Annotated in this window: 25 protein-coding genes; 18 read left to right on the top strand and 7 right to left on the bottom strand. The window is 67.8% G+C overall.

The features are described from left to right. Window positions 1–12: 12 nt before the first annotated feature. Together SD460_RS07040 and drmB are read left to right on the top strand one after the other, a co-directional pair. On the top strand, window positions 13–3141 hold the full coding sequence (locus SD460_RS07040) for a helicase-related protein (RefSeq protein ID WP_290050805.1): 3129 nt from the start codon (window positions 13–15) through the stop codon (window positions 3139–3141). Further along, entirely contained in the window at window positions 3122–4930 is a 1809-nt protein-coding gene (gene drmB / locus SD460_RS07035; protein WP_290050807.1) for a DUF1998 domain-containing protein, read from the top strand. The genes SD460_RS07040 and drmB overlap by 20 nt, the downstream gene beginning before the upstream one ends. A 60-nt stretch (window positions 4931–4990) precedes the next feature. Here drmB and SD460_RS07030 read toward each other — a convergent pair whose 3' ends face one another. After that, window positions 4991–5542, bottom strand: coding sequence for an SCP2 sterol-binding domain-containing protein (locus SD460_RS07030; protein ID WP_290050829.1), 552 nt, complete (start codon window positions 5540–5542; stop codon window positions 4991–4993). Window positions 5543–5611: 69 nt separating this feature from the next. Continuing rightward, window positions 5612–6274: an SCP2 sterol-binding domain-containing protein gene (locus tag SD460_RS07025; RefSeq protein ID WP_290050808.1), complete on the bottom strand. Its 663-nt coding sequence runs from the start codon at window positions 6272–6274 to the stop codon at window positions 5612–5614. A gap of 127 nt (window positions 6275–6401) precedes the next feature. Between SD460_RS07025 and SD460_RS07020 the strand changes: the two genes are divergently transcribed. Then, window positions 6402–7058: a TetR/AcrR family transcriptional regulator gene (locus SD460_RS07020; RefSeq protein WP_290050810.1), complete on the top strand. Its 657-nt coding sequence runs from the start codon at window positions 6402–6404 to the stop codon at window positions 7056–7058. Here the strand turns inward: SD460_RS07020 and SD460_RS07015 are convergent. Together SD460_RS07015 and SD460_RS07010 are read right to left on the bottom strand one after the other, a co-directional pair. Beyond that, entirely contained in the window at window positions 7050–7880 is an 831-nt protein-coding gene (locus SD460_RS07015) for a MaoC family dehydratase (RefSeq protein WP_318306007.1), read from the bottom strand. The two genes, SD460_RS07020 and SD460_RS07015, sit on opposite strands and share 9 nt — an antisense overlap. Window position 7881: 1 nt before the next feature. Further along, a complete protein-coding gene (locus SD460_RS07010) occupies window positions 7882–9216 on the bottom strand; it encodes a 3-oxoacyl-ACP reductase (protein WP_290050813.1) in 1335 nt (444 codons plus the stop codon). Between the two features lie 92 nt (window positions 9217–9308). Between SD460_RS07010 and SD460_RS07005 the strand changes: the two genes are divergently transcribed. After that, window positions 9309–10613: an acetyl-CoA C-acetyltransferase gene (locus SD460_RS07005; RefSeq protein WP_290050814.1), complete on the top strand. Its 1305-nt coding sequence runs from the start codon at window positions 9309–9311 to the stop codon at window positions 10611–10613. A 60-nt stretch (window positions 10614–10673) separates the two neighbouring features. On the opposite strand, the gene SD460_RS07000 is transcribed toward SD460_RS07005, so the two are convergent. After that, complete coding sequence (locus SD460_RS07000) at window positions 10674–11219, bottom strand: DoxX family membrane protein (RefSeq protein ID WP_290050815.1); 546 nt, start codon at window positions 11217–11219, stop codon at window positions 10674–10676. A 170-nt stretch (window positions 11220–11389) separates the two neighbouring features. On the opposite strand from SD460_RS07000, the gene SD460_RS06995 reads away from it, so the two are divergent. Together SD460_RS06995 and SD460_RS06990 are read left to right on the top strand one after the other, a co-directional pair. Continuing rightward, complete coding sequence (locus SD460_RS06995; protein ID WP_290050817.1) at window positions 11390–12124, top strand: MerR family transcriptional regulator; 735 nt, start codon at window positions 11390–11392, stop codon at window positions 12122–12124. An 80-nt stretch (window positions 12125–12204) separates the two neighbouring features. Continuing rightward, on the top strand, window positions 12205–13632 hold the full coding sequence (locus SD460_RS06990) for a recombinase family protein (protein WP_290050818.1): 1428 nt from the start codon (window positions 12205–12207) through the stop codon (window positions 13630–13632). Here SD460_RS06990 and SD460_RS06985 read toward each other — a convergent pair. Then, on the bottom strand, window positions 13627–14277 hold the full coding sequence (locus SD460_RS06985) for a hypothetical protein (protein ID WP_290050819.1): 651 nt from the start codon (window positions 14275–14277) through the stop codon (window positions 13627–13629). The genes SD460_RS06990 and SD460_RS06985 overlap by 6 nt on opposite strands. Before the next feature lie 134 nt (window positions 14278–14411). Further along, window positions 14412–14876 carry a hypothetical protein gene (locus SD460_RS06980; RefSeq protein WP_318306006.1) on the bottom strand — a complete coding sequence of 155 codons (465 nt, stop codon included), beginning with the start codon at window positions 14874–14876 and terminating at the stop codon, window positions 14412–14414. Window positions 14877–15086: 210 nt separating this feature from the next. Here SD460_RS06980 and SD460_RS06975 point away from each other — a divergent pair, with 210 nt between their 5' ends. From SD460_RS06975 to SD460_RS06920, 12 genes are all read left to right on the top strand, one after another. Next, a complete protein-coding gene (locus SD460_RS06975) occupies window positions 15087–15467 on the top strand; it encodes a hypothetical protein (protein WP_290050822.1) in 381 nt (126 codons plus the stop codon). Then, window positions 15464–15709 (top strand): hypothetical protein, encoded by a 246-nt coding sequence (locus SD460_RS06970; protein ID WP_318306005.1) that lies wholly within the window; start codon window positions 15464–15466, stop codon window positions 15707–15709. Before SD460_RS06975 ends, SD460_RS06970 begins: the two co-directional genes overlap by 4 nt. 121 nt (window positions 15710–15830) lie before the next feature. Then, on the top strand, window positions 15831–16265 hold the full coding sequence (locus tag SD460_RS06965; protein WP_290055630.1) for a hypothetical protein: 435 nt from the start codon (window positions 15831–15833) through the stop codon (window positions 16263–16265). Beyond that, complete coding sequence (locus SD460_RS06960) at window positions 16265–16528, top strand: anti-sigma-D factor RsdA (RefSeq protein ID WP_290055631.1); 264 nt, start codon at window positions 16265–16267, stop codon at window positions 16526–16528. Before SD460_RS06965 ends, SD460_RS06960 begins: the two co-directional genes overlap by 1 nt. A 142-nt stretch (window positions 16529–16670) precedes the next feature. Beyond that, entirely contained in the window at window positions 16671–17087 is a 417-nt protein-coding gene (locus SD460_RS06955) for a hypothetical protein (RefSeq protein ID WP_290055632.1), read from the top strand. After that, entirely contained in the window at window positions 17084–17662 is a 579-nt protein-coding gene (locus tag SD460_RS06950; protein WP_290055633.1) for a hypothetical protein, read from the top strand. Before SD460_RS06955 ends, SD460_RS06950 begins: the two co-directional genes overlap by 4 nt. After that, window positions 17659–18342 carry a hypothetical protein gene (locus tag SD460_RS06945; protein WP_290055634.1) on the top strand — a complete coding sequence of 228 codons (684 nt, stop codon included), beginning with the start codon at window positions 17659–17661 and terminating at the stop codon, window positions 18340–18342. Before SD460_RS06950 ends, SD460_RS06945 begins: the two co-directional genes overlap by 4 nt. Continuing rightward, window positions 18339–18692, top strand: a complete 354-nt coding sequence (locus SD460_RS06940; RefSeq protein ID WP_290055635.1) for an HNH endonuclease signature motif containing protein — start codon at window positions 18339–18341, stop codon at window positions 18690–18692. The genes SD460_RS06945 and SD460_RS06940 overlap by 4 nt, the downstream gene beginning before the upstream one ends. 14 nt (window positions 18693–18706) lie before the next feature. After that, entirely contained in the window at window positions 18707–19024 is a 318-nt protein-coding gene (locus SD460_RS06935; RefSeq protein WP_290055636.1) for a hypothetical protein, read from the top strand. 14 nt (window positions 19025–19038) lie between these two features. Continuing rightward, entirely contained in the window at window positions 19039–19380 is a 342-nt protein-coding gene (locus SD460_RS06930) for a hypothetical protein (protein WP_290055637.1), read from the top strand. After that, a complete protein-coding gene (locus SD460_RS06925) occupies window positions 19377–19649 on the top strand; it encodes a hypothetical protein (RefSeq protein ID WP_290055638.1) in 273 nt (90 codons plus the stop codon). The genes SD460_RS06930 and SD460_RS06925 overlap by 4 nt, the downstream gene beginning before the upstream one ends. A gap of 79 nt (window positions 19650–19728) precedes the next feature. Next, entirely contained in the window at window positions 19729–20379 is a 651-nt protein-coding gene (locus SD460_RS06920; protein ID WP_290055639.1) for a helix-turn-helix domain-containing protein, read from the top strand. Window positions 20380–20390: the final 11 nt, after the last annotated feature.

Here is a 20390-nt window from a genome sequence, read left to right as displayed (position 1 = left end):
CACCACCTTCGGATGGCTTACGTGGGTCCCGATGGCGGTGACACGGAGACCCTCCTCAACCTGCCTGACCGCCAATATGCCGTCGGCATGCTGTTCCCCGCGATGTCTGAGCCCCCGCCGGAATCCTCCGAGGAAAGCGAGCACATCGAAGCGGAGGTGCTCACGGGTGAGATCGAGGAGGCCGGCGCGAGCGTCCCGATCGCCGAAGACTGGCGTCCCTCTTCGGTCGCGATCTCCTTCGTCACCGATCGGCCGAGCGTCTCGTGCGACTTCTCCGGGGGTACCTACCAGTCGATCAAGGACGATGGGCCGCCACGATGGCAGCGTTCTCCGTTCCGGTTCGAGGGTCTCGAACTCACGCGAGGCCGTCCGCCACACGTGCTCACTGCAGGCGAAGTGCCGATCGAGATCGGATCGCGCTGGCGGGCCTACGGGGACGCCCACCTCGTGACCGTGCACGCGCGTGTGTCCGCCAAGTCGACTGGCGACGACCGAAGCGACATCGATCGAACACTCTTCCAAGTAGCTCTCAGCGTGACCCCAGCGCTCGACGGTCGGTTTCTAGAGTACGACAGGTCCAATGCGTTCGACTCCGACCCCGAAGCCGCTGAGCTGCGGCTCCGTTACCGAAGCAAAACGATCTACGCGGTCGGCCACGGCACGGCGGCGGACTGGAACCTCATCGACGGCGTCTGTACACGCGTCTTCCTCGATCCGGTGCCCGCCTTTGTAGTGCCTGCCGTCGAAACGACGGGCCTCGACTCCGACTCCGTCGAGGCCCGAGCACTTCTGCTCCACAACCTGTCGCGGATCGACACAGACACAGAACGCGTGATATCGACCCTCGATGCGTTCGTCGATGCCTATTCCCATTGGGTCTCCGAACAGAGCGGCCGTGTCGACAGCTTCGGAGCCGACACACCGGTCGCGCAAGCCATCACCGATCGGGCGCGCTCCGCTCTGGGCCGTATGCGAGCCGGCGTTGACCTCTTGCGCGAGCCAGAACGAGGGTCGCTGAGAACCGCGTTTGCCCTCGGCATGACTGCGATGCGACTCCAAATTCGCCAAACCGCGATCAAAAATGGTACGGAGCCATCCCTCGTCGAAGAGCCGCGCTGGCGTCCGTTCCAACTCGGCTTCCTACTGGTCGCCTTGGCATCGACGATCGACGGGGCACACGATGATCGAGAACTGGTCGACCTGGTCTGGTTTCCGACCGGTGGCGGCAAGACCGAAGCTTACCTGGGTCTGGCCGCCGTGGAGATCTTCCACCGACGCATAGTTCACGGCACCGCTGGCGGAGGAACCGCCGTGATCACGCGGTACACACTCCGGCTGCTGACCTCACAGCAATTCCAGCGAGCCGCCTCGCTCATTTGCGCGATGACCCTGCTTCGCAACGAGGACGCGCGAGCTGAGCGAATGGCGCCGTTCTCCATCGGCCTGTGGGTGGGGAACGAGGTCACGCCTCGATCACGCCAAGAGGCAAAGGCAGGTCTCGATCGCCTGCGTAAGGCCGCCCGCCCCCAAGAAGCGAACCAGTTCCAGATCGAGAGCTGTCCGTGGTGTGGTGCTGCGCTCCTGCCGGATATGAGACACGAGGACTGGAGCCGTTACGGGTTCCGCGAGGTGGGTCGCGACGTGGTCATCCACTGCACCCGGACGGCCTGCGAATTCCATGATGAGCTGCCGGTCTCCGTGATCGACGACATCCTTTACGACGAGCCGCCGACGATCCTCCTTGCGACAGTCGACAAGTTCGCCCGCCTGCAGTTCCTGCCCGAAGCGGGCAAGCTGCTCGGCCTCGGTACACCGTTCCGCCAGCCGTCACTGCTCATACAAGACGAGCTGCATCTCTTGTCCGGCCCACTCGGTACGACAGTCGCCGTGTTCGACGCAGTCATCCAACTACTCCTGAGTCACAACGGAGCGATCCCCAAGATCGTTGCCTCGACAGCCACGATCCGTGCCTCGGACGAACAGGTCCGAGGCTTGTACGGCAGGTCTGTCGCGTTATACCCGCCAGCCGGACTCGACGGCGATCAGACCTTCTTCTCCCGTCCGGTGGAGAGCGGCGAAGGTCGCCTCTACGTCGGCCTGATGCCACAGTCGGTCTCTCAGGTGTCAGCAGTCATCGCTGCCACGGCTCCCCTACTCGAAGTACCGGAAGTGCTGGCCGGGAGCTCAGGGTCGGACACGTCGCGAGACTCGTATTGGACGCTGGTGATGTACCACAACAGCCTCCGCGAGCTCGGCCGCACCGGAACTTTGGTGATCGATGACGTCAACGGTCGACTCGAACCACGATCGGAGAGACTGGGCCTACCTCTCCGGCAGGTCACGGCTGAACACGTCCTGGAGCTCACCAGCCGCCGCGGACCGGACGAACTGCCCAACGACCTTCGCGAACTGAGTCGAAGCATCGATGAATCGTCGGATGCCATCGATGTGGTGCTCTCCTCGAACATGTTGTCAGTCGGAATCGACATACCCCGTCTCGCCCTGATGCTGATGGTGGGTCAACCCAAGACGACCGCCGAATACATCCAAGCGACGAGCAGGGTCGGGCGCGGCCTGAACAACGGGATCGTGACCACGCTGTTCAGGTCGAATCGAGCGCGTGATCGTTCACATTTCGAGAGTTTCCGTTCGTATCACGAAGCTCTCTACCGCAACGTCGAACCGACGAGCGTGACACCGTGGTCGTTGTCGTCACGCAACCGTTCATTGGGCGGGGCGCTCGTAGCGTTACTGCGGCACTCGTTGCCTGTCCTTGCCGCGAACGACTTCGCCTCACGTCTCGATCTCGAAAACGAGCACATGTCGAAAGCAGTTGAGAAACTCGTGGCACGTTTCTCGGATTTGGTCAGCCGCTCCGACAATATCGAATCCGAGGAAACCGAGGACGAGGTTTGGTCGTTGCTACGCAACTGGGATCGTCGCGCGAGGCTCGCTCGCAATGCCGGATCCGCACTGGTTTACGACCGTCGACAGAGCGACAACGACGCATTACTCAAGCGTTTCGGCCAGAGTGGCGAGGGATGGCTCGTCGCCGATTCCATGAGGTCCGTCGAACCGAACGTCGCTGTTCACGTCCGCGAGCCACTGGAAGGAGGCATCGGTGGAAAGAATCGTGCATGACCTGCGACTTTCCGAGACAGTAACCCCTTTTGGAGTGGGTGCCATTGTTGACATTCTGGGCGAATCCCTGATAGCTGCGGACACCTCGTGGTGGGATCGAAAATATGCACCTGAAATCAGTTGTGATCGCCTTCTCGCAAGGCTGGGTCCTGGCATCCTTCGACAAGCTCCTGCACATGCAGGCCGGGCCGCCAAGGAAACCGCCCATTTGCTTTACTGGCGCTTTCCCGCCTGGCGCTTCTGCGAACGATGCACGCAGCTTTCCCAGATTACCGGAAAGCACAAGGGTCGATGGATCAATAGATGCGAGTGCGGCGGAGGACTGGTACCGATGCGATATGTCGCGACTTGCGAAAAAGGTAGCCATATCCAAGACATACCATGGTTCAAGTGGGCCCACCGCGGAAACGGTGCGGACATCACCGACGCGGTGCGCTTCTGTCGCGCCTACAAGGAACTACGGTTCGTCCGCTCTTCTCGACGCGGCGAGGGGCTTGCTTCGCTCAGTGTTCACTGCACAGGATGCAAGCGGTCTCGCCCGCTTTCCGAACTCACCAGTACTGATTCGCTTCATCGCGATGGGATCCGATGTGACGGCATTCAGCCTTGGCAGGAACCGAAGAGCGGGATGATTTGCGAACACCGCCTCAATGCTGTCCAACGAGGCGCAACCGGAAACTACATCGCCGATCGCCTGTCTGCACTCGATATTCCTGAAGAGATCTCACATTCGGCCGAGATAGCGGACAAGGTCCGCAGTCATGTTTACTTCGAGAAAGTGGTCACCGACAATGGCGGCCCACAAGCTGAGATGGTGGCCGGCTGGATCGCGGATGAACTCGGGACGACGGCAGCAGACGTTCTTGCCCTTGCGTCCGGTGCCGAAGACACCGAAGAAACCCCGCTTCTCGATCTCAAAGATGGCGAATGGTCAGCTTTTGTCAATAAGCTCGACGGTGGTCGAGACCACAGCAATGGCAACTTTGTAGTCGACGGATTCTCCATTCCAACTGAGGCTACATGGCCATCGACACTGACGAGTAGATTGGTAGGCGTAGGGCAAGTCCGCCGAGTTCGCGAGGTTCGGGCACTTCGCAGGTTTCAACGACACAACGCCGATGCAGAATATGTCATGGTCGATCTCGGTCTCGACAGCAAACGAAAGCCAATTTACCCCGCCATCGAATTGTTCGGCGAGGGGATTTTCCTTCGATTCGATGAGGCTGAGATCTCCGCATGGGAGGAAACTCCTGAAGTTCGCAAGCGAGCCGAGATCCTGCTCAAAAGCAGAAATTCCACCCCGTGGGCCCACCGTTTACCTGTTCCCGAGCCACGCTTTGTCGCCTTGCACACTATTTCCCATCTGCTCATCCGCCGTCTTGCCTTTGCGAGCGGCTACTCGTCGGCGTCGCTTCAGGAGCGCATCTACGCGCACTCCGACCGACCTGACCGCACCGCCGGTATCTTCATTTACACGGCGGCTGGCGACGCGCAGGGAACACTCGGCGGACTGGTACGTCTCGGCCATCCCGAGAAACTGGTCCCACTGCTGCTCGCCGCCTTGGGAGACGCAGACGTGTGCTCGAACGATCCAGTGTGCATCGAGAGTGATCACCAAGGATCGTCGCATCTCAACCTGTCCGCCTGTCACGGCTGCACCCTCGTCAGCGAGACCTCGTGTGAGACCGGCAATCGTCTCCTCGATCGCCAACTGGTTCTCGGCGGGGGAACCGTGCCAGGGCTGTTAGATCACTTGCTCGACGAGGTGCGAAGCACAGTGGGAAGGTAACCACGGGCCGGTATCCGCCGCCAGATTCCCGATATGAAGACGTCTAGCGGCGGATACCGACTAGTCCACCGTCGGCTTCGGGATGTCGAAGTAGCTCGAGAACCGCACCGCCGGGGCGTACTCGCCCTTCACCTTCACCCTCCCCGTCACGAACATCGCCGCCACTGCGGCGTTGCCTGTTGCCATGCGGATGAAGTCGTCCACCGACAGCGTGATCGTCGTGTCCGGGGCGCGTGACAGGTCCGTCGAAGAAACGCACACGCCGTCCTCGATCACCGTCTGGAAGCGGTCGTAGCCGTCCTCGCCGGTGCCCTCCGAAAAGCGCCAAGAAACCACGAAATCCACGTGGCGGGCCTTCTCCGGCAAGAAGTGCTCCGACATCCGGCGGAATATCTCGTCCAAGAACACCGGGCGCAACTCGGGGTGCTCCGCGATCGCCTTCAACTGGTCGCGGGACGCGCGGCGCACGACGTCGACCAGGACGTCCGTCGACAACGAACTCAGCTCGATCCCCGCTCCCGCGGAGCCCAGCATGTGCAGGGTTTCCAGCACCTGGACGAACTGCGGAGCCGTGAGGTTCCCCAGGACCAGCTTCTCCGCGAACGCGTTCACCACGTGGCTGCCGCGGATGGCTCGGGGCCGGGAAAGGCGCCACTTCGCTTTTCGGGGCACGGGTGCGGACTATACGGGGTGCGGGAGGTCGAAAAATCCGATGAGTCCCGCCGCGAAGGCCAAGTCGCCCTTGACCTTGATTCTTCCCGTGACGAACAACACCGCCGGGGTGGCCTGGTGGGTGATCAGGCGGAAGAAGTCCGTGGGTGCGATCGTGATCGTGACCCGCGGGGACGAGCTCATCTCGCGGCTGACCGTGCACGAGCCGTGCGAAATCACCGTCTCGTAGCGGTCGTAGCCGCCGTCGCCGATGCCTCCCGAGAGGCGCCAGTGGACCACCGCGTGCAGGTCGCGGGCTCGTTCCGGTCTGATGTGGGAGCCCATGCGCGCGAAGATCTCCGCCAGTACGCGCTCACGCAGGGGGCGCTCCGCCACCACGCTTTCGAGCTGGGCGCGGGACGCCGACGACACCAGCGACGCGAAGCGCGCCGGCTCGACCTTGCTCAAGTCGAACGCCGGGGCGCGCGACGCGAGCGCGAGCAGCGCCTTCAGGAACCGCCGGAAGTCGTCCTTGCCCAGATCACGAGGGTTCAGGGCATCCGCCAGAGCGTTGACGTCGAGGGCGTGCGCCTCGGGGCTCAGCGGGTCGAGGCGCTCCAGCGCGTCGAGCAGCGGCGCCCCGCGGAGGGCCGCGACGCGATCGGCGCTGGTCATCCCGGCGTTGTCGGCCATGGTCACTCCCTCTCGTGTTACCCGAGCGTAAGGCTACCCGCCAGTAGGTAGGCGGGCAAGCGTGCCGAAATCACCCTCCCGGTACCGCGACCGGTACCGTCTCCGGGCAGCAACGAGGAGGTCGAGCGTGTCAGAGGATGATCAGCGTCCACCCGAACGGGCCAGGCGGCTGCCGCGTGCGGTGCGTGAGCGGCAGATCCTGGACGCGGCCGTCCAGGTCTTCTCGCGCCACGGCTACCACGCGGCCTCGATGGACGAGATCTCCGACGTCGCCGGGGTCTCGAAGCCGATGATCTACACCTACCTCGGCTCCAAAGAGGACCTCTTCGGCGCGTGCATCCGCCGCGAGGCCACGCGGCTGCTCGAGGCCATCCAGTCCGGCGTCCAGCCCGATCTGCCGCCGGACATGCAGCTCTGGCACGGCCTGCGGTCCTTCTACCGCTTCGTCGCCGAGTACCGCGAGTCGTGGACGGTCCTGCACCGCCAGGCGCTGACCGTCGGCGGGGCCTTCGCGGCCGAGATCACCGACATGCGGGCGCGCGCGATCCAGCTGGTCGCCGCGCTCGTCGTGTCCGCCGGCACGCGCAAGGGCGTCGGCGAACAGGCCGAGTTCTCCGGCGAGGGCCTGTCCGCGGCCTTGGTCGGGGCGGCCGAATCGCTGGCCGACTGGGCCCTCGACCACCCCGACATCTCCGACGGCGTGCTGGCTTCCTGGCTGATGAACCTCGTCTGGCTCGGCTTCAACGACCTCATCGAGGGCGAGGTCTGGAAGCCGTCAGAGTGAGGTGATCGTCCCCTCGAGGTGCGGCTTCGCCTTGCTCCACAGCTCGAACGCCCACCCCTCCGGACCGGACCACGACGTGAAGCCCGCCTTGGCCGGCAGCAGCACCGGCTGCTTGAACTTGACGTCGATCGTGAACGCCGCGGGCAGCCGGCCCTCGAACGCCGCCAGTGCGTGGGCCTTCGTCCACATCCCGTGGGCGATCGCCTTCGGGAAGCCGAACAGCTTGGCCGTCAGCGGGTGCAGGTGGATCGGGTTGCGGTCGCCCGACACCTCCGCGTAGCGGCGGCCGATGTCGCCCGGGATCCGCCAGATCGCGTCCGGGGTCGGCGGGGCGAGCTGCTCCCGGCGCGACGACGAAGAGCCACCCCCGCGACGCAGGTACGTGCTCACGTCGACCCACACCAGGTCGTCGCCCGACCACGCCTCGCTGACGACGTCGAACTGACGGCCCTTCTCGTGGTCGCGCAGGTTCTCCGCGCGCACCCGGATCGTTACCGGCTCACTCAGCCGCAACGCGCGGTGCTGCGTGATCCGGTTCGCCACGTGCACCATGCCGAGCAGCGGGAACGGGAACCCCGGCTCGGTCATCAGCGCCATCTGCAGCGGGAACGCCAGCAAGTGCGGGTACGTCGCCGGCAGCTCGTCGCTCAGCCGGAAGCCGCAGACCGTGTTGTACGCGGCGAGGTGCGCCGGGTCGACGACGACGCCCGTGCGGACCAGCTCGGTGTCCGGCAGCGCCGAGCCCGTTTTGCGAAAGCCGAGGAGCGCCTTCGGGTACAGGGTCGCCAGGCTCGGGGTGCTGTCGAGTTCGCGGATCACCACGTCAGGCCCCCAGCAGCGCCTGGCCGCAGACGCGGACCACGTTGCCGTTCACCGCGGCCGACGCCGGGTTCGCGTACCAGGCGATCGTCTCGGCGACGTCGACCGGCAGGCCGCCCTGGCCGAGGCTGGACAGCCGGCGGCCGGCCTCGCGGATGAACAGCGGCACGGCGGCCGTCATCTTGGTCTCGATGAAGCCGGGCGCGACGGCGTTGATCGTGCCGCCGTACTCCGCGAGCTGCGGGGCGCCGACGTTCACCATGCCGATCACGCCGGCCTTCGACGTCGCGTAGTTCGTCTGGCCGACGTTGCCGGCGATGCCCGCGATCGACGAGACGCCGACGATGCGGCCGTTTTCGTTCAGCACCTTGTCCGCGAGCAGCTTGTCGTTCACCGCGAGCTGCGAGGCCAGGTTCACCGCGATCACCGAGTCCCACGCGCTCTCGCTCATGTTGCCGAGCGTCTTGTCGCGCGTGATGCCCGCGTTGTGCACGACGATGTCGACGCCGCCGTGGCGCTCCTTCAAGTACTCCGCGAGCTTCGCGGGCGCGCTCGGCGACGTGATGTCGAGCTGCAGCGCCGACCCGCCGACCTTGTTCGCCACCTTGGACAGGTCGCCGCCCTGGGCGGGGATGTCGAGCGCGACGACGTGCGCGCCGTCGCGGGCCAGCACCTCGGCGATCGCCGTGCCGATGCCGCGGGATGCGCCGGTGACCAGCGCGACCTTGCCGTCGAGGGGCTTTTCCCAGTTCGCGGGGGCGACCGCCGTCTTGCCCTCGGCGCCGATCCGGATGACCTGCGCGTCGACGAACGCGGACTTCGCGGAGAGCAGGAAGCGCAGGGTCGACTCCGTGACCTCTTCAGCGCCTTCGGCGACGTACACGAGCTGGGCGGTCGCGCCGCGCTTCAGCTCCTTGCCGACCGAGCGCACGAAGCCCTCGAGCGCGCGCTGGGCGATCCGCTCGCGGCCTTCGACCTGCTCCGGCGGCGTGCCCAGGACGACGACGCGGCCGGACGGCCCGACGCTGCGGATCACCGGGTGGAAGAAGTCGTAGACCTCGCGCAGGCGAGCGGGCTCGGTGATGCCGGTGGCGTCGAAGACGAGGGCCGCGTGCCGGTCGGCCGCGGACGTGACGACCTCGATGCCCGCGTCGGCGAGCTGGTCGCGCAGGGTCTTCTCGAGCCGTCCACCGGGCGCGGCACCGAGAAGTGCGGGACCCTCGAGTGCGGGTTGCCCGGGCTTGTACCGGCGCAGCGCGGCGGGGTTGGGCAGGCCGAGCTTCGGCACCACGAACTTCCCCACCGGGGTTTTCGTGAACTGCTGGTACCTGTCAGCCATCGGTTGCCTCCCGTGCAGTCTGCGTCACGTCGCAGTCTAACCTACTCGCTAGTAGGTTACAGTGTGAGGGACACGACCAGAGAGGTGAAGTCATGCCGCCGAAGCCGAAGCAACCAAAGCAGGCGCCTGCCGTGCGCAAGGTCGCCATCATCGGGGGCAACCGGATCCCCTTCGCGAGGTCGAACGGCCCGTACGCGAAGGCGTCGAACCAGGACATGCTCACCGCCGCCATCGACGGCCTGGTCAGCCGCTTCTCGCTGCAGGGCGAGGTGATCGGCGAGGTCGCGGCCGGCGCCGTGCTCAAGCACTCGAAGGACTTCAACCTGGCCCGCGAGAGCGTGCTCGGCAGCAAACTCTCGCCCGCGACCCCCGCCGCCGACGTCCAGATGGCGTGCGGCACCGGTCTGCAGGCGATCATCAACGTCGCCAACAAGATCGCGCTGGGCCAGATCGACTCGGCCATCGCGGGCGGCGTCGACACCACGAGCGACGCGCCGCTGGCCGTCAACGAGGACCTCCGGCAGATCCTCATCGGGCTCAACAGCGCGAAGACGCTCGGCGACCGCCTGAAGCTCGTCGCGAAGATCCGGCCCGGGCACATCGTCCCGGCCATCCCGCGCAACTCCGAGCCGCGCACCGGCCTCTCGATGGGCGAGCACGCGGCCCTGACCGCGAAGATCTGGGAGATCACCCGCGAGGCGCAGGACGAGCTGGCCGCGGCCAGCCACCAGCACCTCGCCGCCGCCTACGAGCGCGGGTTCTTCGACGACCTCGTGACGCCGTTCCTCAAGCTGGCGCGCGACCAGAACCTGCGCCCGGACTCGACCGCGGAGAAGCTGGCCAAGCTCAAGCCGGCCTTCGGCGGCCCGGACGGCACCATGACGGCGGGCAACTCGACGCCGCTGACCGACGGCGCGTCGACGGTCCTGCTCGCCACCGACGAGTGGGCGAAGGCGCACAAGCTGCCGGTGCTGGCGTACCTGACGTTCTCGCAGACCGCGGCCGTCGACTACGTCCACGGCGAAGAGGGCCTGCTGATGGCGCCCGCCTACGCCGTGCCGCGGATGCTCGCGAAGGCCGGGCTGACGCTGCAGGACTTCGACTTCTACGAGATCCACGAGGCTTTCGCGTCGCAGGTGCTGGCCACGCTCAAGGCGTGGGAGGACCCGGCGTTCGCCAAGGAGAAGCTGGAGCTGGACGAGCCGCTGGGCGCGATCGACCGGGCGAAGCTGAACGTCAACGGCTCGTCGCTGGCGGCCGGGCACCCGTTCGCCGCAACCGGCGGCCGGATCGTCGCGACGCTGGCGAAGCTGCTGCACGAGAAGGGGTCGGGCCGCGGCCTGATCTCGATCTGCGCGGCCGGCGGCCAGGGCGTCACCGCGATCCTGGAGAAGTAGCTTTCACGGGGAAAGTGCCGCTCCCGGAAGTTCGGGGGCGGCACTTTCCCCGTGAAAGTGTCAGTTGGGGAGCGCCTTCTGGGCCCGCTTCGCGAGCTTGTTCGCGCGCTTCTCGGCCTTGCGGCTCAGCTTGCCGGCGGTGGCGCTGACGTCCTTCGCGGCGTGCTTCGCGCGCCAGGCCGCCGACGGCTTCCCGTGCGTGTCGGCGACCGCGAGCAGCAGGCCACCGGCCAGGCCGGCGTTCTTGAAGAACTGGATCTGCTGCTGCTGCTTCTCGGCCGGGTCCTTGATGCCCCAGAAGCTGTGCGTCGCGAGGGTCGTGGGGACCAGGCTGCCCAGCAGCAGGCCGGCGGCGAGCCGCGGCGCCTTCCCGGACGCGAGCGCGAGGCCGGCGCCGATCTTCACGGCGGCGTCGATCCGGACGAGCGTCACCGGGTCGCGCGGCACCTGTTCCGGCAGGACGTCGCCGAACTTGTCCAACGCGTTGTTGAGAAACGGTTCCGCCGCCTTGGCGTGGCCCTCGGCCTGCCTCAGCGCGCTGATGCCGCCCGTCACGAAGATCGTGGCGAGCAGGGGACGTGCCACTCGACGGAGTATCACGGTCATAGCCTTCCTCGTACGGGCCGCTGGTGGTCGAACTTACCGCCTGAGTGCCCGCTCGGCCCGCGCTCAAATCCTCATCGGGCTTTCTGTGGAAGTATCGCCTTGATACTAGATAGGCCTAGACACTCCGATGGTTTGACTTTGACGTTGCGTCAACTTCTATCGTCGAAGTCATGGAGTGGTCGATCCAGGACATCGCCCGCTCGGCGGGGACCACGAGCCGGACGCTGCGTCACTACGGCGCGGTCGGCCTGCTCGAGCCCAGCCGGATCGGCGGCAACGGCTACCGCTACTACGACGAGCAGGCGCTCGTCCGGCTGCAGCGGATCCTGTTGCTGCGCGAGCTCGGACTCGGGCTGCCGGCGATCGCCGAGGTGCTCGACGGGCAGCGTGACAGCGCGAGCGCGCTCGAGACGCACCTGGAGCTGCTCGAACAGGAGCGGTGGCGGATCGGCAGGCAGATCGAGTCGGTCCGCACGACGCTCCGGAAACTGAAAGGAGGTGAACGACTGATGGCGGAGGAAGTCTTCGACGGCTTCGACCACACGAAGTACGAGAAGGAGGTCACCGAACGCTGGGGCGCCGACGCGTACCGGCGGGGTGACCAGTGGTGGAGTTCGTTGTCCACGGCGGAGAAGCAGGCCCACCAGCAGGAGCAACTGGACATCTCGACCGCGTTCGGCGCGGCCCGGGAAGCCGGGCTGAGCCCGGACGCCGACGACGTCCAGGCGATCACGCGGCGGTTGCACGCGTGGCTGCGGCCGGCGGTTTCGTCGGTGTCCGCGGGGTACTTCGCGGGCTTGGGGCAGCTGTACGTCGACGACCCGCGGTACGGGCTGGAAGGCGCGACGGCGGAGTTCGTCCGGGACGCGATGAAGATCTACGCGGAGCGGAACCTCGGCGACTGACGCTGCGTCGTAGTGCGCGCTGGGGGTAGGGACGAGCAGGGCTGCTGATCTATTTCGTAAGACCCTGTTAGGCTGGCGGCATGGCATCTGGGGCGTCTGGCCTGGTAGCGGTCCGCTACAACCGAGTTTCGGACGACAAGCGCAAGCTGTCGCGCTCGGTCGCCGAACAGAATTCCGAGGGGCTGGCTGTCACCGTCGAGAACGGTTGGATCGACGGTGGCAGCTTCGCCGACCCTGACATGTCCGCGTCGCGGTTCGCGAAGAAGAAGCGGCCCGAGTGGGTGAAGCTGGCCGATGAGGTGCTGCCCTCGGGCAAGGTGCACGTGCTCGTGCTGTGGGAGCCGGCCCGCGCCAGTCGGGTGCTTTCCACGTGGGCGCTGTTGCTCGAACGGTGCCGCGATCTCGGCGTGCTGATCCACATCACCAGCCACGAACAGACCTATGACCTGTCCAAGCCGCGTCACTGGAAGACGCTTGCCGACGACGGCGTGAAGGCTGTCTACGACAGCGAAGAGACGTCGCTGCGGATCAGGCGAGACGTGCGGGGGCACGCCGAGACCGGCCGCCCATACGGCCCGGTCTTGTACGGGTATGCGCGGATCTACGACCAGACCACCAAGGATTTCGTCGAACAGGTCATCGTTGAGGAAAAGGCCGCCGCCGTGCGGGAGATTGCCGACTGGATCGCCGCTAAGAAGTCGATCAACAGCCTGATCGAGCACCTGCACAAGAGGGGCATCCCCTCACCAGGTGGCCGCGACAAGTGGTCGATGACGACCATCCGGAAGACGGTCCTTAACCCGGCCTACATCGGCAAGCGGGTGCTGCAAGGCGAGGTGTTCGGGCCAGGCGTCTGGCCGGCGATCCTCACGGAGAAGCAACACCTCGACTGCGTAGCAGTCTTGAAGGCCGAGGGACGCGCGCAGGAGCGCGACGGGGCGGTGAAGCATCTCCTGTCCGGGCTGATGGTTTGCGATCGCTGCGAGGCCGTGCTGCGAGTGCTGCCAGCCCACGGTCACAACTACTACGCGTGCAAGAAACGCTGCGTTGGGGTGCGGCAATCGGAGATCGAGCCGTTCGTCTGCGACGTCGTTTTCGCCCGCGCCGGCCGCGACGACTTCGCGGAACTGCTGGCGACGAAAGACGACGCCGACGAGGCGGCAAAACATGAGCTGGAAGCGCAGCGGCTGCGCGCCGCCTTGGAGGGGTACTACCAGCAGGCCGAGCCGACCGTGCCCGAGGACGAGCGGTTGACGCCAGGCGGGCTCGCGCGGATGGAACGTCACTACCTGCCGCTGATCGAGGAGGCCGAGCGGAAGGCGAAGGAGTCCCGGGTGCCGGCGGTGCTCCGGGCCGTCGTCGGCCCCGGCCTGCGTGGTCGCTGGCCGGGGCTCGACATTGCCCAACAGCGCGAGGTGATCCGCACGCTGATGACGATCCGGGTGCTTCCGATCGGACGCGGCAAGCGCGCCGCGCCCGAGGACCGCACGCTCATCGACTGGCTATAGGCACAGCTGTAGCAAGTCGGTTAGCTCGACGTCGAGGACACAGACCCGCCCGGCCACTGTGGTGGTGACAGTCGTGGACGGGCTCGTCACGGGTACAGCCGTCGAGGCGGTCGGCGTCGGCACGGTGGCGGTCGTCGCGGTCGCCGTGGTGCTCGTCGGCGCTGGCGGTGTGCTCGCCGCGGTGGACCCGCTGCCAGACCCGCCGGCCCTTGCGCTGCTCGGCGCGACGGTGCTGGTAGCCGCCGGCGCCGAGTTGGTCACGGTCGCCGTCTGCGCGGGGGCCGGGTCGCGCATTGCTCCCGGCGGGCCGTCACCGACTCCGCCGAGCCCGCCGACGAGCGCAGCCGTTGCGGCGACTGCGGCACCAGAAGCGGCGAGCGAGGCAGCGGCAGCCGCTGCGGGGTGCTCCCTGGCTTTCCGGAACACCAGCGACAGCGCGGCAGCGAGCGGCGCGAACACTGCAACGATCCGGAGGTGTCTCCGCTTGCCGTCGCCACCGTCCGGCGGCGGGTCGCGGAGGATCGCCTGCGCCTGGATGTGGGCGGCGACCCATTTTTGCGTGCGCCGGAGACGATGCAGCGCGTAACCAGACAACCCCAGTGCGGAAAGCGCCACTGCCCCCAAGACGATTACGAAGATCTCCACACCTCGCACGTTGCCTGCGCGTTAATCGTAGTGCGAGCTAAATTCGGGTTTTTGGAATGATCTCCACCCGAATGTCGCAACTTCTCGCAAATGGGGTAACGCGAACGCCCGTAGTGACGATCCTGACCGGCTGGTCAGTCGCCGAAGCGCTGAGCCGTGCGGGCGCGGTGCTGGTAGATGTACGACCATCGCTCGTCTTCCGACAGGTCGGTGATCGCCCACAGCTTCCGCTCGACGTCGTCGAGCAAGTCAGGCCCGGGCTCCGGCTCGGGGTCCGGAACGACGGCCAGGTGCGCGCTGCCGCTACCGGACGTCGGAGGAATCGGGCCGTCTTCGAGAACGATGCGCGGCGTGTCTTCGGTCCAGTTGGGCAGTATCCGCGCGACGCCGAACAGGACGCTTTGGCCCACCCCGGGTTCGCCGTTTTCGAGCAGTTCCATGCTGCGCACGTTCAGCTTGATTCCCGCCTGCTTCGCAGCCTCGACGAAGTCGGTGCGGTACTGCCAGCCGCCCGCCTCGCGTGCCTTCGTGACGGCATCGCCGAGCCGCGCGCGGGCGCGCTGGTCGTAGTTCGCGGTGCGTAGTCGCTTGGAAGCCACACGCGCATTGTGCCGCATGGTCCCGCATTCCGGTAGTCGTCGGCCCGACGTTCGTAGGTTCTGGCGCCGCCCGTGGTCTCCCCTGAATAGCACTCGCGTTTGGCTCATGCGCGCATGGTAACGCATGGTCCCGCATGTTGTGAACCTGTAATGCGGTCAAATACGGGACAATGCTTGACCATTCCCGCATGGTCCCGCATGATCTTGCGCATGCCCATCCTGAACGGCCCCAAGGTGCGACACCGCGCCGCCGCCCGCGGGTGGGATCTGGTCACGCTTTCCCAGCAGGCCGGCATCCCGACCCGGGCGGTTCAGAACTGCACGCGCCTCCAGCGCCCGCAGCCCATGCACCTGACCCGCATTTACGCACTTGGCCGCGCGCTCGCCGCGCCCGGCGAAGACCCCAACGCCGTCGCCGCCGAGCTGGTCAACGACCCGGCGGTTGCCGCCGAGATCGTCGCCAGCGGTCCGCAGCCGGCCGACGCGCCGACCGCGGCGAAGGACGAGCCGAAGCGCGAGCCGACCGGCCCCACTCGCCGGCAGGAAACCGAGAAGACCACCGGCCCGAAGCGCGCCGAGGCTGCCGCGTGAGCAGTAGCCGTCCGCCGCGGCGAGCCCGCCGCGACACCACCCGCCCCGGCCCGGCTCGGCCTGCGCAGCCCCGGGTCGAGCCGACCGCGGCTCTGCGCCCCAGCCGCGTCCGGCAGCTCGGCGAGACCCGCGACGAGTACATCGCCCGGATCGTCGCCGCCGCGCCCCCGCTGAGCGAGGCGCAGCGCGCCCGCCTGCGGCCGGTGCTCGCGCCCGTCCGCGCGTCGGCCGCGGTCGCCTGAACCGACCGGTGGCCGGGCGTTGACCCGCTCCGCCCGGCCGCCGGTTCACCACTCTTCCGAGAACGCGAAAGCGGGCCGGTGCTCGCAACACCGGCCCGCTCTATCCCCGAAGGGCAACGCTATGAACAGCACGCAGGGTATCCCACGCGGGCCCCGGCACCGCACCGGTTCGGTCCGGGCCGTCGACTTGGTCGCCGCCCACCGTCGGGCCGTCGCCGACGTCCGCATCGTCCCCGGCATCGCCACGGTCCCGCTTCCCCGCATCGACGTCATCGGCAACGCCGCGGTGGACGTCGCGGACGAGCTCTACCGCCTCGGTGCGTGGGTGCTGGCGCTGGTACGGCTCGACCGCGAGCAGTGCGAGCATTGCCGCGAGGTCGGGCACGGCACGCTCGTGCGCTTCCACCCCAACCCCGACCCCGCCCAGCGCAACGCCCGCACGTCCGTGCCGGACGCCTGCGGCCACTGCGCGCCGACCGTGCTGCGCGAGCTGCTGGACGAGGCCGGCGGCCGAGACGTCCACGTCGAGGTCTGGCACCCGCGGGCGGTGGCGTGATGGGGATCGTTCGCAAGCTCATCGGCGCGTCCCGCTGGATCGAGAACGTGGCAGCCGTCGAGGCGCCCCGCCTCGCGCCCGAGGTGGTCGCCGAGTTCGAGGCCGAGCTGTCCGCGGTCGCCGCGTCCGACGCCTACCTGACCGCGTTGGGCGGCTCGGGTGCGGTGGCCGGCGCCGACCCGCTCGACGCCGCGCTGCTCGGCTGGCGCCGCGAGGTCGACTCCGTGCCGATGCCCTCGGCCTGGCGCAACGACGCCCGGTGAACCCGCCCCCCGTGAAGCTGCCGTGCGGCCGATGCGGCATCCCCCGGCCCGTTCACCGCGGCCTGATCGCCTGCGCGTGCGCCGGCCCCGGGTTCATCTTCCTGCCCCACCCCCGCCCCAACGCCCCGAAGGGAATCCGTCGATGACCACCACCGGCGAGCTGTGCAGCCGCGTAACCGCCGCGGCCAAGATCCTTGAACAGCAGAGCAACGGCCTACCGCAGCTGAGCGGAATCAGCGTGTACGCGCAGTACGTCAGCCTGAGCACGCCCAACAACTTCGTTCGCCCCTGGCAGGCGGTCGCCGACGTCGCCGCGTGGGCCGCGGCGTTCAACGTGCCGTGCTGGATCAAGACGACGTACGACGGCGCCGGCACCGTCGCCGCCGAGTTCGAGCGCGACGGCGTCAAGTTCCGCATGGCCGTGAGCATCAACACCAGCCACGCCTACGAACTTGGCGCCGAGCTGCGGCAGAAGCTGCCCAAGAACGATCACCTGATCATCCTCGCCGATCACCTCGCCGCGACCGTCGCGACGATCGAGGCAGGCGACGCCCAGTGAAGGAACAGTGGCTGCGGCTCGCCGCCGCGTCGCTCCAGCGCAACCGTGCAGACGACTACTACGCGACCGTGCAGGCGGAAACCCGCGAGTCGATGGACCCGGGCGACACGAAAAGGGTCTACCTGCCCGGCACGCGGACCAGGCTCGGCACGGCGTCGATGTCGAACCCGACGGAAACGGCCACCATCACCAACGAACCGGCACTGGTCGAGTGGGCGCGAAAGCATTACCCCGACCTGATCGAGATGGACGCCGACATCATCGGCGCCGACGACGACGTCAAGGCGGTGCTGTTCCAGCACGCCAAGCACTTGCTGAGGCCACGTGATCGCCTGTCGGCCAAGCTCAAGCGCGACATCTTAGAGGCGTCGAACCGCGCCGGCGAGCCGTCCGGCCCTGGCGGCGAGGTCGACGTGCCCGGCGTCGTCATGGCCGCGAAAGCGTCCCCCCACGTGTCGTTCCTGCCGGCGCCCGATGCTGCCGAGGCGGTCGCCGAGCTGGTCCGGACCGGCGTCGTGACGCTGCCCAGCCTGTTCGACACCGCCGAGCAGCCGGCCGCGGACGGTGCCGAGTGACGCAGAACCTGCGCGCGGTGCTCGACGCACTCGCCGTCCCGTTCCCCAAGGACATCATCGGCAAGAAGCCGGTGACCTGGTGTCGGGCGTGCGAGGTCGGCGGCTGCGCCGAGCACAGCACGTGGGCGCACTGCTCGACGTGCGACCGCATCATGACCCCGGCGCACGACCACCTCGACTTCGTCGGCCACGCCTACGTGCGCGAGCGGCTGAACGAGGTGGACGCCGAGTGGAACTGGCGACCGATGGCGTTCGACGAGCGCGGACTACCGCAGTTCGACGAGAACCGCGGGCTGTGGATCTGGCTTACCGTCGGCGGTAAGACCCACCCCGGCTACGGCGACGCCCCCGGGGCGCGCGGTGGCAACGCGGTCAAGGAGTGCATCGGCGACGCGCTGCGCAACGCCGGGCAAAGTTTCGGCATCGCCCTGGACCTGTGGAAGCACGACCTACAGCACCGGGCCGCGGTCGCCGCCGGCGTGCAGCCCGCCCCCGAGCAGGACGCGAACGAGGCCGACAAGCTGCGCGCCGAGATCGTGCGCCGCGGGCGCCGGCGCTACAAGACGTACGTCGGCACCCTGCGCGCGTTCGAGAACTGGGCCAACGACACAGCCGAGTGGACGACCGCCGACCTGACCGTGCTCGCCGGATTCCTTGCCCACGTGGAAAAGCGCGCGTGAGCGAGTCCCTGTGCCGCAAGATCGTGCCGGAGCGTTCGGCCGGCATGTGCGAGATCTGCGGGCAGCAGCCCGGCCAGTCTCTGCACCACCGCAAGGGGCGCGGTCAGGGCGGCAAGTGGCACCCGGCGAACGTCGTGCACCTGTGCGGCGACGGGACGACCGGGTGCCACGGACGCGTGACGAACACGCGCACCGAGTACTACGCGCGCGGCTGGCTGGTCCACCGCGACGACGACCCGGCCGAAGTGCCTTTCGAGCACTGGCTGTGGGGACCCATCTACCTCGACGACCGCGGCGACTTCCGCCGCGAGGGCAGCGGCGACCAGCTCGGCGAGCTGGCCGGCGCCTGAAAGGAACCACCCGCATGACCACCACCACCGACCCGGCCCCCGAGGGTAGACGACGCCGGCGACGCTCGCGGCTGCTGAGCAATGCCGAGGTGCGCCGCCGCACCCGCGTGCTGATGTTCATACACGACAGGGAAATCGCCGAAGGCGCGGACATCCGTCAACAGGTCGGCGCCGCGCAGTCCGAGCTACAGCGCGCCGAGCAGGAGACGCAGCGGCTGCGCGGGGTCGTCGCCGAGATCCGCCGACGCCTCCCGCAGCACGCCGACGTCATCGACGCGGTCGCCGCCGGAACGCCGGCGCTGGTCGCCGACGCCGGGGAGGCCGGACGTTGAGCAACCTCACCGTCGTGCGCGAGCTGATCAAGCACGCCACCACACACCACATCGCCGATCAGCGGTTTGCCGCACTGTCGTGCTCGGGCATGGGGCTGACGCTCACGCTGCCGCACGGCGACGTCCCGCTGTTCCACGAGTGGGTGCGCACCCTCGGCGACGCCAAGGTCAACGCCCGCCGAACCATCGGCCAACCGGGGCAGCTTGAAGCCACCGGCGTTGTCGACGCCGGCCCGCGCGTGTCCGTGCTGGTCGAGCTTGACCGGCGGCTGCTGGTCGACGGCAAGCTGCTCGGCCGCGTCGAGCTGGACCGTATCGAGCGGTTCGCCCTTGCGCTGGAAGGAAAGTCCGCATGACCGTCCGCATCGTGATTTCCGCCGACCCGGCAGCGGTCGCCGCGGCCGGCGTAGCGCTCGCCGAGCACGGCGTGTTCGTCGAGCACGTCGCTGACGACCCGACGGGGCTGCGGCACTTCGACGTCACCGACGACGACGGCGACGAGCGCGACGCCGACACCGACACCCTCGGCAAGGTGCGCGACGCCTGGACGCGCCGCCACGTACGCGCCCCGTTCCCGTCGCTGTTCTACGGCGGCCGTCCCGCGCCCGGCGACACCCAGCCCTAACCGCCCGCACTCCGGCCCGGCGCGGTCCCGATCCGCGCCGGGCCGGTGCTCTGCCTGCCCCCTTTGGAGGTGACCACCCGTGGACTTTCACACCGAGAAGAACCGCGACCTCAAGCACGTTCCCAAGCTCACCGGGAACGCGCCGCAACGCGCCCAGCGCGCCGACGCCGACGCCGCCCAGCTGGCGCGGGACATCCGCCACTACGACGTGAACCAGATCTGGGGCCGGCTGAACCGCTGGGCCGAGACGAGCCCCACCCGGCTGCTGGCCGCCGCCGTGCACCTCGCCGCCATGGCGCAGCCACGCGTCCCCGGATGGTGCGACGACCTCGGCGGCACCATCGGGCTGCACCCCGACTACGACCCCGCCCGCCACCGCGCCGCCGACCCCAACACGCCGCACGCGCCGGCGAAGATGGGCAAGCACGATCAGGCGATCATCGACCTGGCCGGCAAGGGCGTGCACGACAACGCGATCGCCCGCCAACTCGGCCTGAGCCGGCGGACCGTCAACCGGATTCGCGGCGCCTACGGGCTCCCCGACCGCTCGCACGAACGCGTCGCCCGCCGCGACGCCGAGATCGCCAAGCTGAACGCCGCCGGCAACGGGCCGGCCGTCATCGCCGCAGCCGTGGGCGTATCGCTAAGCACGGTCGAGCGCGCGCTGCGCCGCCTCGCCGACGCCGCCGAGCGCGACCGCGCGGCCGAGGGAGCCGAGCCCGCCGCATGACCATGCTCATG

Source organism: Amycolatopsis solani (genome assembly GCF_033441515.1).
GTDB lineage: Bacteria > Actinomycetota > Actinomycetes > Mycobacteriales > Pseudonocardiaceae > Amycolatopsis > Amycolatopsis solani.
Note: the sequence above shows the minus strand (reverse complement) of the source record. Positions and strands in the feature narration are given on the sequence as shown.